This is a genomic window from Micrococcus sp. NPDC078436 (assembly GCF_040702705.1).
Lineage (GTDB): Bacteria > Actinomycetota > Actinomycetes > Actinomycetales > Micrococcaceae > Micrococcus.
In genome coordinates this window covers 48,319-63,728 of the sequence record NZ_JBFBLX010000002.1, presented here as the reverse complement: position 1 = coordinate 63,728, position 15,410 = coordinate 48,319, and the positions used below count along the sequence as shown (strand labels likewise).

Genomic DNA, 15,410 nt, shown 5'->3' with positions numbered 1-15,410 from the left:
AGCGCATCACTTCACGCGGGTGGGGTTCACCTCGTACACGGTGGTGGAGCCGGAGACCTCGTTGGCCACGATCAGCAGCGCCACGCCCGAGGGGGACTCGTGCGCGGGCACGAAGGTCAGGCCCTCGGCACCCATGTCGCCCAGGCCGGCCTCGGCGTCGTCGCCCTCGGCGTCCCAGTTGCGCTCGTTGACGTAGTCCACGTAGGTGGCCTGCGTCGGGTTCGTGATGTCGAAGACCATCACGCCGCCGATGCGCTCCAGGCCCACGAACGCGTAGGTGCGGCCCTGGATCCGGCCCACGACGACGGACTCGGGCTCGACGCCCTTGTCGTCGGAGCGGGAGTCGAACGAGGGGGTCTCGTCGTTGTTCGCGTTGAACGCCCACTCGGGCAGCTCGCCGGCCTCGATGAGCGCGGCGATCTGCTCCTCGATCATGCCGGCGGAGTCGAAGAGCCGCTCGCCGTCCGCGGTGTAGATGGAGAAGGAGCGGCCGCCGAAGGCGTGCAGCTGGGAGTAGCACTCGCGCTCGGCGTCGTAGCCGAGGTCCGTGATGACGTTGAGGCGGCCCAGGGCGCCCTTCTTCTGCAGGGCCTTCGCGTCCGGGTACTCGGCCTTGCACAGCTCGAGGTCCTTCACCCGCTCGGCGTCCACGAAGTCGCCCCACTCGCGGGAGTCGCCCTCGTTGGCGGAGACCACGAGGTCCTGCCCGCGCCAGCGGTAGGAGTCGATGCCGTCGGGCATCGGCACGCCCATCACGGGCCAGTTCTGCAGGGTGATCGCGTCGTCGTCGTTGGAGACGTCGAGGACGCCGTCCTGGGACCAGTCGGTGAGCTGGAGGGCCCAGAAGTCCTCGATGGACGCGGACTTCAGGTCGATCGCGACGATCGCATTGGCCTCCTGGATCGAGACGTAGGCGGTGCGGCCGGTGTCGCCGATGGTGACGTACTCGGGCTCGAGGTTGCGGGCCACGTAGCCGGCCTCCTCCTGGCCCTCCGGAACCTGCACGTCCGGGCCGAACACGCGGACGCCCTCGGGCAGCGCGGCGCCCTCGTCGTAGGCGCGAAAGTCCACGGTGCGCACGTCGTCCTGGGACAGGCGGGAGAACTGCTGGACGTTCTTCGGCACGGAGATCACGGAGATCGTGCCCTCCGGGTCCACGGAGAAGTCGTCGGCGGGCTCGCCCTCGTTGGCGACCACGGCGTACTCGCCGTTCGGGGAGAAGGCGATGGAGTCCGGCAGGGCGCCCGCGCGGACGCCGCCGAGGTACTCCAGGGTCTCGGTGTCGAAGAACACGACCCAGCCGAGGCCGGTCTTGTCCGTGGCCTCCACGGCCACGGCCATCACGCCGCCGGACACGGCCACGGAGTTCACCGTGGCACCCTCGTCCGTGATGGAGCCGTCGGCGGTGGCCAGGCCCTCGGCGGAGAGGACGGTCTCCGCGGTCGGGGCGCCGTCGGCGCCGACGCGCAGCACGTCGATCGCGCCCTTCTCCGCGTTGACCACGAACAGGCGGCCGGTGGTGGGGTCGAAGGCCGGGATCTCGGCGGCGGACTCGCCGAACACACCGGTCTCGTGCGTGCCGGCGGGGGTCAGCTCGACGGACCTGCCGGCCGCGTCGCCGGACGCGACGGCCGCGGAGCGCCCGTGGGCCTTCGCGTGGGCGGGCGGGGCGGCGGCGGTCATCGGGGCGACGACGGCGGCGGACAGGGCGACGACGGAGGTCGCCGCGGCGAGGCGGTGCAGGGTGCGCATGGGGCTCCTGTGCTGGGGTGCGGGGGTGCCCCTGAGATCTATGCCATGCGGGTGAACCGCGGGTGACCCCGCGCTGACGCCCACCTCTCCACGGGGTGACCGGCACGGGGGAGGCCTACGCTGGAGGGGATGGACGACCTCTTCTCCGCCGCGCTCACCCCCGACGACGACCCCGGCCCCGCCGGGACGGTCGCCGGGACGCACCCGTCCGCGCCGCTGGCGGTGCGCATGCGGCCGCGCTCCCTCGACGAGGTCCTGGGCCAGCGTCACCTGCTCCACGCCGGCTCGCCGCTGCGCAAGCTCGCCCAGCCGGACCCCGCCTCGCAGGCCGCGGGCCCGAGCTCGGTGATCCTGTACGGGCCGCCCGGGATCGGGAAGACGACGCTCGCGCACGTGATCGCGCGCGGCGAGGGGCGCACCTTCACGGAGCTCTCCGCCATCACCGCGGGCGTGAAGGACGTGCGCCAGGTGATGGAGCAGGCCCTGCGCGAGCGCGACCTCTACGGCCGCACCACCGTCCTGTTCCTGGACGAGATCCACCGGTTCACGAAGGCGCAGCAGGACGCGCTGCTGCCCGGTGTGGAGAACCGCTGGGTCGTGCTCGTGGCCGCCACCACGGAGAACCCGAGCTTCTCGGTGATCGCGCCGCTGCTCTCGCGGTCGCTCCTGCTGACGCTGCGGCCGCTCACCGCGGAGGACATCGTGGGGCTCGTGGACCGGGCGGTGGCGGACGAGCGCGGGCTCAACGGCGCGGTCGCCCTCACGGACGAGGCCCGGGAGTACATCGTGCGCATGGCCGCCGGCGACGCCCGACGGGCCCTCACGGTGCTGGAGGCGGCCGCCGGCGTCGGACTGGACCGGGCGCGCGACGACCGCCCTGCGGCCGAGGGGGCGGATCCCGCGGAGGCGGACGGCGAACCGTCCACCGGGGGAGAGGGCGCCGAGGCCGGGACGCCCGTGACCGTGACCGCGGAGGACGCCGCGCAGGCGATGGACCACTCGGTCCAGCGCTATGACAAGGACGGCGACCAGCACTACGACGTGATCTCCGCGTTCATCAAGTCGATCCGCGGCTCGGACGTGGACGCGGCGCTGCACTACCTCGCGCGGATGCTCGAGGCGGGGGAGGACCCGCGGTTCATCGCCCGGCGGCTCGTGATCTCTGCCTCCGAGGACGTCGGGATGGCCGACCCCACCGCGCTGCAGACCGCCGTGGCCGCCGCCCAGGCGGTGCAGCTGATCGGCATGCCGGAGGGGCGGATCATCCTCGCGCAGGCCGTGACGCACCTGGCCACGGCGCCGAAGTCGAACGCCTCCTACACGGCGATCAACGAGGCGATCGCGGACGTGCGCGCGGGCCACGGCGGGCTCGTTCCGCCGCCGCTGCGGGACGCCCACTACGCCGGCGCGGCGGACCTCGGCCACGGGAAGGGGTACGTGTACAGCCACGATGAGCCGCACGCCGTCGCCCGCCAGCAGTACCCGCCGGACCCGCTCGTGGGCAAGGACTACTACCGGCCCAAGCCCATCGGCCATGAGAAGCGGCTCGTGGACCAGGTGGCGGCCCTGCGGCGCATCGTCCGCGGGCAGGACTGAGCCCACGGCTCTGGTAGGGTTGACCGGTCTGGCAGGCGCTGCGCCGCAGACTGATCCCCCCGCGCCGATCGGCGGGCACCCCGTGTGCCTGCGCTCCGGCGCGGACCGCGCAGCGCATCAGTGGATGACGGGCGGCGGCACGCCCCTCAGCTCTCCGGAGGATCACGCGGAGGCCAGGTTCCACGCCCTCACCGTCGCCCGCGCCCGCGCGGGTGCTTGACGGGGCGCGGAGACAAACCCGAACCGTGTCGCATGTCAAGGAAAGAAGGGACCACCATGAGTGGCAACCTGCGCACCCGCCGCACCGTGCGGCACTCCCGCGCTCTGGGCATCGCCCTGACCCCCAAGGCCGAGAAGTACATGGAGCGCCGTCCGTACGGCCCCGGTCAGCACGGCCGCGCCCGCAAGAAGCAGGACTCCGACTACGCGGTGCGTCTGAAGGAGAAGCAGCGTCTGCGCGCGCAGTACAACATCCGCGAGGCCCAGATGCGCCGCTACTTCGAGGAGGCCAAGCGCACCGCCGGCCTGACCGGTGAGAACCTGGTCGAGCTCCTCGAGATGCGCCTCGACGCCCTCGTGCTGCGCTCCGGCTTCGCCCGCACCATCCAGGCCGCCCGCCAGCTCGTCGTGCACCGCCACATCATGGTGGACGGCAAGCGCGTCGACATCCCCTCCTTCCGCGTGAAGCCGGGCCAGATGATCCACGTGCACGAGCGCTCCGAGAAGATGGTCCCCTTCCAGCTGGCCGCCGCCGGCGCCCACCAGCAGGTCCTGCCCACCACCCCGGGCTACCTGACCGTGGAGATCGAGAAGCTCCAGGCCACCCTCTCCCGTCGCCCCAAGCGCTCCGAGGTCCCCGTGACCTGCGAGGAGCAGCTCGTGGTCGAGTACTACGCGCGCTGATCCCTCTCCTCCGGGACCCGTCCCGGACGACGACGCCGCGCGCGTCCCGCAGGCCCGGTCACCTCGTCGAGGTGCCGGGCCTGCGACGTCCCCGGCTCCGTCCGCGCGTCCCGGTAGGGTGAACCCGGTATCCGCACGCTCCCGAAGGAGGGCCAGCCATGCTCCGCTCGCTGCTGCTGTTGACCGCCGGCTCCGCCGCGGGGTGGTACGCCCACCGCGCGTTCGGCCCGCTCGTCGAGCCCGACGCCGCCCGCCCCTCCGCCGCGCACGGCGCCCCCGACCTGGGGCGCCGCTTCGCCCAGCGCGCCGGGATCGACCCGGACACGATCGCCCAGGACCTCGGCCAGGCGGCCGGCGACGCCGCGGCCACGGCCCTCGCCGAGGGCGTGAACCGCTTCACCGAGCGCCTCAAGACGGACGCCCCGCCGTGGGTCTCCGCCCTCGCCACGCGCGCCACCGTCATCGCGGGGGAGACGCTGGACACGCCGTCGTCGTCCGCGCCGCCCGCACGTGCGCCCCGCACCACCGCCTCCCCGTCCACCACCACCATCTCGAAGGACCCCACCGCATGAAGTCGCAGGAGATCGCACGCCGCTGGACGGCCTACTTCGAGCAGCAGGGCCACCGCCCGGTGCCCTCGGCCTCGCTGGTGTCCCCGGACCCGTCGCTGCTCTTCACCGTGGCTGGCATGGTGCCCTTCATCCCCTACTTCCTGGGCGAGCAGACCCCGCCGGCGCCGCGCGCCGTGTCCGTGCAGAAGTGCATCCGCACCGCGGACATCGAGGAGGTCGGCAAGACCGTCCGCCACGGCACGTTCTTCCAGATGTGCGGCAACTTCTCCTTCGGCGACTACTTCAAGGAGAAGGCCATCCCCCTGGCCTGGGAGCTCCTGACGTCCTCCGTGGACGAGGGCGGCTTCGGCCTGGACCCGGACCGGCTGTGGGTCACGGTGTACGAGGAGGACGACGAGGCCGCCCGTATCTGGCGCGAGGAGGTCGGCGTGCCCGCCGAGCGCATCCAGCGCATGGGCAAGGACGACAACTACTGGAACACGGGCCAGCCCGGCCCCGGCGGCCCGTGCTCCGAGATCTTCTACGACCGCGGCCCCGCGTACGGCGCCGAGGGCGGCCCGGAGGCGGACGACACCCGCTACATCGAGATCTGGAACCTCGTGTTCATGCAGTACCGGCTCTCCGCGGTGCGCTCGAAGGACGACTTCGACGTGGCCGGCGAGCTGCAGAACAAGAACATCGACACCGGCCTCGGCCTCGAGCGCCTCGCGATGATCCTCCAGGGCGTGGAGAACATGTACGAGACGGACCAGGTCCGCCCCGTTCTCGACCGCGCCGCGCAGCTGGCCGGCCGGGACTACACCTCCACCGAGGATCCCGCGGACCCGCACTACGAGGACGACGTGCGCCTGCGCATGGTGGCCGACCACGTGCGCTCCTCCCTCATGCTGATCGGCGACGGCGTTCGCCCAGGCAATGAGGGCCGTGGCTACGTGCTGCGCCGCCTCATCCGCCGCGTGGTCCGCGCCCTGCGCCTGATGGGCGTCACCGAGCCCGTGTTCCCCGAGCTGCTGCCCGTCTCCCGCGATGCCATGAAGGGCGTCTACCCGGTGGTGGCGGACGAGTTCGACCGCATCTCCCGCATCGCCTATGCCGAGGAGAAGGCGTTCCTGCGCACCATCGCCGCGGGCACCGCGCGCCTGGACGCCGCCGTCGGCGCCGCGAAGACGGGCGGGACGGGCATCGGGGGCGCGGACGCCTTCGAGCTGCACGACACCTACGGCTTCCCGATCGAGCTGACCCTCGAGATCGCCGAGGAGGCCGGCGTCGCCGTCGACGAGGCGGGCTTCCGCACCCTGATGACCGAGCAGCGCGACCGCGCCCGCGCGGACGCCAAGGCCAAGAAGTCCGGCCACACGGACACCGCCGTGTACCAGCGCCTGCGCTCCGAGGGCCAGACCCACTTCACGGGCTACACCGAGCACACCACCGAGTCCGTGATCCGCGGGCTGCTCTCCGACGGGGCCGAGGTCCCCTCGGCGGCAGCGGGCACCGAGCTCGAGCTGGTCCTGGACGCCACCCCGTTCTACGCCGAGTCCGGCGGCCAGGCGGCCGACACCGGCCTCATCACCGGCGACGGCTTCCGCCTCGAGGTCCTCGACGTCCAGGCGCCCGTCAAGGGCCTCTCGGTGCACAGGGTCAGGGTGCTCGAGGGCGAGGTGCCCGTGGGCGCCGAGGCGCTCGGCCAGATCGACCTGCAGCGCCGCCTCGACGGCGAGAAGGCGCACTCGGGCACGCACCTCGTGCACGCCGCCCTGCACCAGGTCCTGGGCCCCGACGCCACGCAGTCCGGCTCCTTCAACAAGGAGGGCTACCTGCGCTTCGACTTCCGCTGGGCGGAGTCCGTCTCGGCGGGCGCACGCTCGGAGATCGAGGACGTCGTCAACATCGCCATCCGGGACGACCACCAGGTCCTCACCCAGGAGATGGGCATCGAGGAGGCCCGCGCGCTCGGCGCCATGAGCCTCTTCGGCGAGAAGTACGGGGACCGCGTGCGTGTCGTCGAGATCGACGGCGCCTGGTCCCGCGAGCTGTGCGGCGGCACCCACGTGGGCCGCACCGCGCAGATCGGCTCTCTGACCCTGCTCGGCGAGCAGTCGGTCGGCTCGGGCAACCGCCGCGTCGAGGCGCTCGTGGGCCTGGACTCCTTCCGCCACCTGGCCACCGAGCGCACCCTCGTCTCGGACCTCTCGGAGATGTTCAAGGCCCCGGCCGACCAGCTCAAGGACCGCATCTCCGCCACGATGGACCGCCTCAAGGCGGCCGAGAAGCAGATCGCCGACCTCCAGGCGAAGCAGCTGCAGGCGCAGGCGGGCCAGCTCGCCGCGGGCGCGCAGGACGTCACGACGACGGCCGGCACGGCGGTGCGGGTCCTCACCCACCACGCCGGCGAGGTGGCGGGCGACCAGCTGCGCACCCTCGTGCTCGACCTGCGCTCGCGCATCGAGTCCGCCGGCGGCAACGCGGCCGGCACCCCCGTGCTCGTCGCGCTCACCGGTGAGGCGAAGGGACGCCCGCTCGTCGTCGTCGCCACCAACGAGGCCGCCCGCGCGGCGGGCCTCAAGGCCGGCGCCATGGTCAAGACCGCCACGCGCGTGCTCGGCGGCGGGGGCGGCGGCAAGGACGACGTGGCCCAGGGTGGCGGTCAGGACGCCTCCGCCGTGGCCGCGGCCCTCGACGCTGTGCGGGCGGCGGTGGCCGCGGCGTGAGCTCGTGGGAGGTGCGCCGCGGGCGCGCGATCGGGGTGGACGTCGGCCGCGCGCGCGTCGGCGTCGCCTCGTCCGACCCGGACGGCCTCCTCGCCACCCCCGTGGCCACGCTGCGGCGGGACGCGAGGCACGGCCGTGACCTCGGCGAGCTCGTGCGCCACGTGGACGAGCACGAGGCCGTGGTGGTGTACGTGGGGCTGCCGGTCAACCTGCGCGGGGAGCACACGCCGTCCACGCAGGACGCCCTCGACTACGCGGCGCGCCTCGAGCGCGCCCTCGGCGCCGCGGGCCGTCCGGTCCCCGTCCACCTCGTGGACGAGCGCCTCTCCACGGTCACAGCCCAGGCGGGCCTGCGCAGCGCCGGCCGCACCGTGAAGGACAGCCGGTCGGTGATCGACCAGGCGGCGGCCGTCGCCATCCTGCAGGCGGCCATCGACGAGCAGCGCCGCACGGGCGCCTGGGCCGGGCAGCCGGCCACGACGGAGGAGACGCCGTGAACGAGACACGCCGGGGCTACGACCACGACCCGGAGGACGACGATCTCGACGTGTTCGGCTTCGTGGAGCACGAGGACCTCACCGCGGACCTCTCGGACGCCGAGGAGCCCGGCGAGCCGGAGCCCGCGCCCGCCCCGCCGCCGGTCCGCGGGGGCGCCCTCGCGGGCACACTGGGACGGCTGCGCGCCGGACGCTCCCCGCGCCGGGCTGGAGCCGTGGATCGCGGGCGGGGGTCGCGCGCCGCGGGCCCGTCCGTCGTCGGCGGCACCGCACGGCGCCCCGTCATGAACGGCTCGGCCCGCGCGGCCGGCACGGGACGGGGGGACCGGCGGCGCCGCGGCCGGGTGGTCCTGCTCGCCGTGGCGGCGGCCCTCGTGGTCGTGGCCGCACTGGCGCTGCGCTCCATGCTCGCCGGGGCGGACCACGCCGAGGCCTCGGGCGAGGAGGTCACGTTCACCGTCCGCCCGGGGGAGTCCCTGCAGTCCGTGGCGGAGCGCCTGGACGAGAAGGGCATCGTCGGCTCGGCCTCGGCGCTGCGGCGCGAGGCCGAGGAGTCGGGCGAACGGCCCATCGGTGCCGGCGACTTCGTGCTGCGCGAGCGCATGCCCGCCGCCGACGCCCTCGCCGTGCTGCAGGGCCGGGACCAGGGCGCCGTGCACTACGTGCTCGTCAACCGCGGCCAGTGGCTCACGGAGACGCTGGACGCCCTCGTGGAGTCCACGGGCCACTCCCGCGAGGAGTTCGACGCCGCGGCCAGCGATCCGCAGCGGTACGGCGTCCCCGAGGGGGCCGACTCGCTCGAGGGGTGGCTCGACCCGGGGGAGTACCGGATCTCCGTGGACTCGACCCCGGAGCAGATTCTGGACAGGCTCGTGCGCCCGCGCCTCGAGTTCCTCGACGAGCAGGGGGTGAGCGACGCCGACGAGCGGATGCGCGTGGTCACCCTGGCCTCCCTCCTCGAGGCCGAGGCCCTGCCACGGGACTACGCGCGGGTCGCGGGCATCATCGAGAACCGGCTCGCGCCGGACAACACGGAGACCCACGGCCTGCTGCAGATCGACTCGGCCGTCAACTACGGGCTTGAGGCGCGCAGCCTCCAGTTCACCAAGGCCCAGCGCGCCGACTCGTCCAACCCCTACAACACCTACCAGCACCGGGGTCTGCCGCCGGGGCCGATCGGCATGCCCTCCGACGCCGCGGTGGAGGCCGCCGTGCACCCCGAGCCGTCCGAGGACTACTACTGGGTGACCACCGACATCGCCACGGGGCACACCGAGTTCTCGAAGACGTACGAGGAGCACCGCGCCCACCAGCGCGAGTTCCAGAAGTACTGCGCCTCCAACCCGGACGTGTGCGGGTGAGCGCCGCCCCGGCGCCCCCGGGGGTCCGCCTGCGCGCCGGCGTGATCGGCCGCCCGATCGCGCACTCGCTCTCCCCGACGCTGCACGGGGCCGCCTACGCGGCCCTCGGCCTGCCCGTGGTCTACGACCGCCACGACCTCGGCCCGGACGAGCTGCCCGCCTTCGTGCGGGACCGCCTCGGGAGGGCCTCCGGGGCGACGGGATCCGGCGCCGCCGACCCCGGGGAGGACTGGCTGGGCGTCTCCGTCACCATGCCGCTCAAGACGGCGGTGGTCTCCGAGGCCGACGTCCTGACGGACCGGGTGCGCCTGCTGGGCGTGGCGAACACGCTCGTGCGCGACCACCCGGACCATCCGGGCGCCCTGCTGGCCCACAACACGGACGTCGACGGGGTGGTCGGTGCCCTGCGCACCGCAGGGCTGGACCCCGCCGCCCGCGGCGGTGCCATGGGTGTGCTCGGCAACGGCGGCACCGCGGCCGCCGCGGTGCTGGCCGCGTGGCAGCTCGGCGCCGACGCCGTCGCGTTCGGCGTGCGGGAACCGTCCCGCGCCGCGGACGTCGCAGACCTCGCGGCCGGGCTCGGGCTCCGGGTGGAGGTCATGGCACAGGCCGAGCTCCTGGCCCTGGCCCCGGACCTGCGCGCGCTCGTCGCCACCCTGCCGCCCCGCGCCGCCGACCCCCTCGCCCCGTGCCTCCCCGAGGGCGGGGCGCTGCCGCCCCTGCTGGACGCCGCGTACGACCCGTGGCCCTCCGCCCTCGCCCACGCGTGGTCCGGCCACGGAGGGGCGGTCGTGTCCGGCGTCGCGATGCTGCTGCACCAGGGCGTGGAGCAGGTGCGCCTCTTCACCGCTCGGCCCCGCCGGGAGGCCGGTGCGCCGGAGCCGGACTGGGCCGCGGTCACGGCCGCGGCCGCCCGGGCACTCGGCGTGGCCGGGGCCTGACCCGCCGCCGGCACGGCCCGCGGGCGACGCCGCCGGTCACATCCGGCGGCGGCGCCCCGCCTGCGTGAGAGGATCGTCGGCATGGTGCGCTGGTTGACAGCGGGAGAGTCTCACGGCCCCGCCCTGACAGGAATCCTCGAAGGTCTCCCCGCCGGGATCCCGGTGACGACGGAGGCGATCGCGGACGCGCTCGCGCGCCGTCGCCTCGGCTACGGCCGCGGCGCGCGGATGTCGTTCGAGCAGGACGCCGTCACCGTGCTCGGCGGCGTGCGGCACGGCCTGACGCTGGGCTCGCCCGTGGCGATCCAGGTGGCCAACACCGAGTGGCCCAAGTGGGAGAAGGTGATGGCGGCCGATCCCGTGCCGGCCGAGGAGCTCGCGGGGCTCGCGCGCAACGCGAAGCTGACCCGCCCGCGTCCCGGCCACGCCGACCTCACCGGCATGCAGAAGTACGGCTTCGACGACGCCCGCCCCCTGCTGGAGCGCGCCTCGGCCCGCGAGACCGCCGCGCGCGTGGCCCTCGGCACCGTGGCCCGCTCGTTCCTCGCCGAGCTCGGCGTGCGGATCGTCTCGCACACCGTCGCGTTCGGAGCGGCCACCCTGCCCGCGGACCACGCCTTCCCCGTGCCCGAGGACGAGGCCCGGCTCGACGCCGACCCCGTCCGCTGCCTCGACCCGGAGACCTCGGCCGCGATGGTGGCCGAGGTGGACGCGGCGCACAAGGAGGGGGAGACCCTCGGCGGCGTCGTGGAGGTCCTGGCCTATGGCGTGCCGATCGGCCTCGGCTCGCACGTGCACGGGGACCGTCGGCTCGACGCGCGTCTGGCCGGCGCCCTCATGGGCATCCAGGCCATCAAGGGCGTCCAGGTGGGCGACGGCTTCGCCACCGCCTCCCGCCGCGGCTCGGCGGCCCATGACGGGATCGCCCGCGGCGACGGCGGCCGACCGCGTCGCACGAGCGACCGCGCCGGCGGCATCGAGGCCGGCATGTCCACGGGCGAGGTGCTGCGCGTGAGCGCGGCGATGAAGCCCATCGCCACCGTCCCGCGCGCGCTGCCGACCGTGGACGTGGCCACCGGCGCCGAGACCACGGCGCACCACCAGCGCTCGGACGTCGCGGCGGTGCCCGCCGCGGGCATCGTCGCCGAGGCCATGGTCGCGCTCGTGCTGGCCGATGCCGTGATGGAGAAGTTCGGCGGCGACTCGCTCGGGGAGACCCGGCGCAACCTGGAGGCCTTCACGGCCGCGATCCCCGCGCTGCCCGAGCCTGCGGGGGACGCCCCCGCCGACGGCCCCATGGGCGACCCCCTCCCGTGAGGCCCGCGCCGTGACGGCCGCCTGCCCGGCGACCCACCCCGTCCCGGGGCCCTGCACGGCTCGGCCGTGGGACGCGATGGCCGGCGCCCTCGAGGCGCGGCTCGCCGCGTCGGCCAGGGCGGGGGAGGACGCCGGCACGCGGCGCGGCCTCGTGCTCGTGGGGCCCATGGGCGCGGGGAAGACCACCGTCGGGCGCGCCCTGGCCGAGGCCACGGGGCTGGCGTTCGTGGACTCCGACGACCTCCTCGTGCAGGTCCACGGACCCATCCCCGCCTTCTTCGCCGAGCACGGCGAGCGGGCGTTCCGGGCCGAGGAGGCACGGGTGATCGAGCACGTCCTGAGCCGCGCCGTGCCGTGCGTCCTGGCCAGCGGCGGCGGCGCCGTGCTCTCGCCCGGGACGCGGTCGCTGCTCTCCCGCCCCGAGGTCGCGGTCGTGTACCTGCGCGTGACGGAGGCCGAGGCGCTGCGCCGGCTCGACAGCGGTGCCGGGCGCCCCGTGCTCGCGGGGGACCCGGCCGGCACGTGGAGCCGGGTCCTGGCGGAGCGCGATCCCCTCTACCACGAGGTCGCCGACCTCGTGGTGGACACCACGTCAGATCCGGCCCGCGAGCTCGCCTGGCGTATCGTGGAGGGGATCTGCCCCCGCTGAAGGAATGAGACCCACCCATGACCGAGCGACATCCGGACCCGTCCGAGCTCGATCCCGCCGGTGAGCCGGGAGCCGACGCGCCCGGCGCCGACCGCCCCGAGGACGCCACCGTCATCCCGGTGGGCGGCGGCCACGAGAACGCCGCCCAGGGGGGCTACGACGTCGTCGTGGGCCGTGGCCTGCTCGCTCGCCTGCCCGACATCCTGGGCCCCGGCGTGCAGCGGGTGCTGGTGGTCCACCCCCGCGCCCTGCGGGCGACGGGCGACGTCGTGAAGACGGACCTCGAGGCCAGCGGCCTCACGGCCCTGACCGCCGAGATCCCGGACGCCGAGGAGGGCAAGCACCTCCAGGTGGCGGGCTTCTGCTGGCAGGTCCTGGGCCAGAACGACTTCACCCGCTCGGACGCGATCGTCTCCGTGGGCGGCGGCGCCGTCTCCGACCTGGCGGGCTTCGTGGCCGCGACGTGGCTGCGCGGCGTGCGCGTGGTGCACATGCCCACCACCCTGCTGGGCATGGTGGACGCCGCCGTGGGCGGCAAGACCGGCATCAACACCGCCGAGGGCAAGAACCTCGTCGGCGCGTTCCACTCGCCCGCCGGCGTGCTGGCGGACCTCGACACCCTCCTGACGCTGCCGGCCAACGAGCTCATCTCGGGCCTGGCGGAGGTGGTCAAGTGCGGGTTCATCGCGGACCCGGCGATCCTCGAGCTGATCGAGGAGGACCCGGCCCAGGCGCAGAACCCCCACTCGCCGCGCCTGCGGGAGCTGATCGAGCGCGCCATCCGGGTCAAGGCCGAGGTGGTCTCCCGGGACCTGCGCGAGTCCGGTCCGCGGGAGGCCCTCAACTACGGGCACACCATGGGCCACGCGATCGAGCACGCCGAGCGCTACCAGTGGCGCCACGGCGCAGCCGTGTCCGTCGGCCTCGTGTTCGCGGCCGAGCTGGCCCGCTCCCTGGGCCGGCTGGACGACGCCACCGCGGACCGCCACTGGGCCGTGCTGCAGTCCCTGGGCCTGCCGGTGTCCTACCGCGGCGACCGCTGGCAGACCCTCCTCGAGGGCATCCGCCGGGACAAGAAGAACCGCGGGGACCAGCTGCGCTTCGTCCTGCTCGACGGGCTGGCCAGCCCCGTGACGGTGGACGTCCCGGACGCCTCGCTGCTCTTCGCGGCGTACCAGGAGATCGCGGAGTGAGGCGGCCCCGCCCCTCCTGCAGGACGGGCCGGGGGCGTGCACTGCGTAGACTGGCACGCGCAATCAACGACTGAGAAGACCGGCGGGCCGCTGCGCGCCCGCCCCAGGCACCGGGAGACCTTCGTGGCAACGACCAATGACATCAAGAACGGCTCCGTCCTGAAGCTGGAGGGCCAGCTCTGGAACGTCATCGAGTTCCAGCACGTGAAGCCCGGCAAGGGCGGGGCGTTCGTGCGCACCAAGATGCGCAACATCACCAGCGGCAAGGTCGTGGACAAGACCTTCAACGCGGGCACCAAGGTGGAGTTCGCCATCGTGGACCGCTCGGACTACCAGTACCTGTACCAGGACGGCGCGGACTACGTGTTCATGGACACGAAGACCTACGACCAGATCACCGTCCCGGCCGCCGTGGTGGGCGACGCCGCGAAGTACATGCTCGAGAACACCCAGGTGGTCATCGCCCTCAACGAGGGCACCCCGCTGTACCTCGAGATGCCGGCGTCCGTGGTCCTGGAGATCACCTACACCGAGCCGGGCCTGCAGGGCGACCGCTCCTCCGCGGGCACCAAGCCCGCCACCGTGGAGACCGGTGCCGAGATCCAGGTCCCGCTGTTCGTGGAGCAGGGCACCCGCGTCAAGGTGGACACCCGCAACGGCGACTACCTGGGCCGCGTCAATGACTGATGCCGCCTCCGCCCCCGGCGCCAAGCGGGGGACCACGGCGCGCAGCCGCTCCCGGCAGCGGGCGGTGGAGATCCTCTTCGAGGCCGAGCAGCGCGGGACCACCGTGCTCCAGGGCATCGAGACCCGGCGCTCCCAGACCGACCTGCAGGTGAACGCCTACACGCAGCTGCTCGTCGAGGGCGTCATCGCCGACCAGGAGCGCCTGGACGAGGCCCTGACCTCGTACTCCCGCGGCTGGAGCCTGGACCGCATGCCCGCCGTGGACCGCGCGATCCTGCGCGTGGGCGCGTGGGAGCTGCTGTTCCAGGACGACGTGCCGGACGCCGTCGCCGTGTCCGAGGCCGTGGCCCTGGCCGCGCAGCTCTCCACGGACGACTCCCCGGAGTTCGTCAACGGCCTCCTCGGCCGTCTCCAGCAGGTGAAGCCGACGCTGCTCGCCTGAGCGGGACGCGGATCACACCCGACGCGAGGCCCGCGCGGGACGTCATCGGGCGTCCCGCGCAGGCCCCACTGGTAGAGTCGGACTCGCCCGCGGACGGTGCCCCCGACCGTCGGACACACCCCTTTCGCATCCTTTAACGACCGTCCTGTGAGGCGGGGAAGGAGGCGCCGGATGGGACGAGCTCCCACCGCACCTCGTGCTGCCCGGACCGTGCTGACCGCGGCCGAGATCGACCGGGCCCTGACCCGGATCGCCCATGAGATCCTCGAGTCCAACAAGGGCGCGGACTCCCTCGTGCTGATGGGGATCCCGCGCCGCGGCGTCCCGCTGGCGCACCGCCTGGGCACCGTGCTGCACCGCATCGACCCGGGCTTCGACCCCGAGGCCTGCGTCGGCGAGGTGGACGTCACCCTGTACCGGGACGACCTGCGCCGCAGCGCAGCCCGCACCCCGGCCCCCACGCGCCTGCCCGCCCACCCCCTCGACGACGCCGTCGTCGTGCTCGTGGACGACGTCCTCTTCTCCGGGCGCACCGTCCGCGCCGCGCTCGACGCGATCGCCGACCTGGGCCGCCCCGCCGCCGTCCGGCTCGCCGTCCTCGTGGACCGCGGGCACCGCGAGCTGCCGATCCGGGCAGACTTCGTGGGAAAGAACCTTCCGACCTCCACCGCCGAGCGCGTGCAGGTCCGCCTCACGGAGGTGGACGGCCCCGCGGGCACCGGGGAGGTCGTCGAAGACACCGTGAGCATCGCCGACGCCCCGTCCGCGCCCGCCGGCAAGGAGGCCTGAGCC

Annotated in this window: 14 protein-coding genes; 13 read left to right on the top strand and 1 reads right to left on the bottom strand. The window is 74.0% G+C overall.

The features are described from left to right. Positions 1 to 6: 6 nt before the first annotated feature. Positions 7 to 1,752, bottom strand: a complete 1,746-nt coding sequence (locus tag AB0302_RS01935) for a choice-of-anchor I family protein (protein WP_366370366.1) — start codon at positions 1,750 to 1,752, stop codon at positions 7 to 9. Between the two features lie 129 nt (positions 1,753 to 1,881). Between AB0302_RS01935 and AB0302_RS01930 the strand changes: the two genes are divergently transcribed. From AB0302_RS01930 to pyrR, 13 genes are all read left to right on the top strand, one after another. Beyond that, positions 1,882 to 3,348, top strand: coding sequence for a replication-associated recombination protein A (locus AB0302_RS01930; RefSeq protein ID WP_366370365.1), 1,467 nt, complete (start codon positions 1,882 to 1,884; stop codon positions 3,346 to 3,348). Between the two features lie 252 nt (positions 3,349 to 3,600). Next, the gene (gene rpsD / locus AB0302_RS01925) at positions 3,601 to 4,251 is read left to right on the top strand and encodes a 30S ribosomal protein S4 (RefSeq protein WP_319074221.1); all 651 of its coding nucleotides are present in this window, start codon (positions 3,601 to 3,603) and stop codon (positions 4,249 to 4,251) included. Between the two features lie 158 nt (positions 4,252 to 4,409). Beyond that, positions 4,410 to 4,823: a hypothetical protein gene (locus AB0302_RS01920; RefSeq protein WP_319074222.1), complete on the top strand. Its 414-nt coding sequence runs from the start codon at positions 4,410 to 4,412 to the stop codon at positions 4,821 to 4,823. Next, positions 4,820 to 7,531 (top strand): alanine--tRNA ligase, encoded by a 2,712-nt coding sequence (alaS, locus tag AB0302_RS01915; protein ID WP_366370364.1) that lies wholly within the window; start codon positions 4,820 to 4,822, stop codon positions 7,529 to 7,531. The genes AB0302_RS01920 and alaS overlap by 4 nt, the downstream gene beginning before the upstream one ends. After that, positions 7,528 to 8,028 (top strand): Holliday junction resolvase RuvX, encoded by a 501-nt coding sequence (ruvX, locus tag AB0302_RS01910; RefSeq protein ID WP_248115610.1) that lies wholly within the window; start codon positions 7,528 to 7,530, stop codon positions 8,026 to 8,028. The genes alaS and ruvX overlap by 4 nt, the downstream gene beginning before the upstream one ends. Continuing rightward, positions 8,025 to 9,389, top strand: a complete 1,365-nt coding sequence (locus AB0302_RS01905) for an endolytic transglycosylase MltG (protein WP_366370363.1) — start codon at positions 8,025 to 8,027, stop codon at positions 9,387 to 9,389. Before ruvX ends, AB0302_RS01905 begins: the two co-directional genes overlap by 4 nt. After that, positions 9,386 to 10,330, top strand: coding sequence for a shikimate dehydrogenase (locus AB0302_RS01900; protein ID WP_366370362.1), 945 nt, complete (start codon positions 9,386 to 9,388; stop codon positions 10,328 to 10,330). The genes AB0302_RS01905 and AB0302_RS01900 overlap by 4 nt, the downstream gene beginning before the upstream one ends. Before the next feature lie 81 nt (positions 10,331 to 10,411). Further along, entirely contained in the window at positions 10,412 to 11,647 is a 1,236-nt protein-coding gene (gene aroC, locus AB0302_RS01895) for a chorismate synthase (RefSeq protein ID WP_366370361.1), read from the top strand. A 76-nt stretch (positions 11,648 to 11,723) separates the two neighbouring features. Beyond that, positions 11,724 to 12,296: a shikimate kinase gene (locus AB0302_RS01890; protein WP_366370360.1), complete on the top strand. Its 573-nt coding sequence runs from the start codon at positions 11,724 to 11,726 to the stop codon at positions 12,294 to 12,296. A 17-nt stretch (positions 12,297 to 12,313) separates the two neighbouring features. Then, positions 12,314 to 13,489: a 3-dehydroquinate synthase gene (gene aroB / locus AB0302_RS01885; RefSeq protein ID WP_248115605.1), complete on the top strand. Its 1,176-nt coding sequence runs from the start codon at positions 12,314 to 12,316 to the stop codon at positions 13,487 to 13,489. A 123-nt stretch (positions 13,490 to 13,612) separates the two neighbouring features. After that, positions 13,613 to 14,176, top strand: a complete 564-nt coding sequence (gene efp / locus AB0302_RS01880; protein WP_248115604.1) for an elongation factor P — start codon at positions 13,613 to 13,615, stop codon at positions 14,174 to 14,176. Beyond that, a complete protein-coding gene (nusB, locus tag AB0302_RS01875) occupies positions 14,169 to 14,618 on the top strand; it encodes a transcription antitermination factor NusB (protein ID WP_248115603.1) in 450 nt (149 codons plus the stop codon). Before efp ends, nusB begins: the two co-directional genes overlap by 8 nt. A 171-nt stretch (positions 14,619 to 14,789) precedes the next feature. Beyond that, a complete protein-coding gene (gene pyrR, locus AB0302_RS01870) occupies positions 14,790 to 15,407 on the top strand; it encodes a bifunctional pyr operon transcriptional regulator/uracil phosphoribosyltransferase PyrR (RefSeq protein WP_319074232.1) in 618 nt (205 codons plus the stop codon). Positions 15,408 to 15,410: the final 3 nt, after the last annotated feature.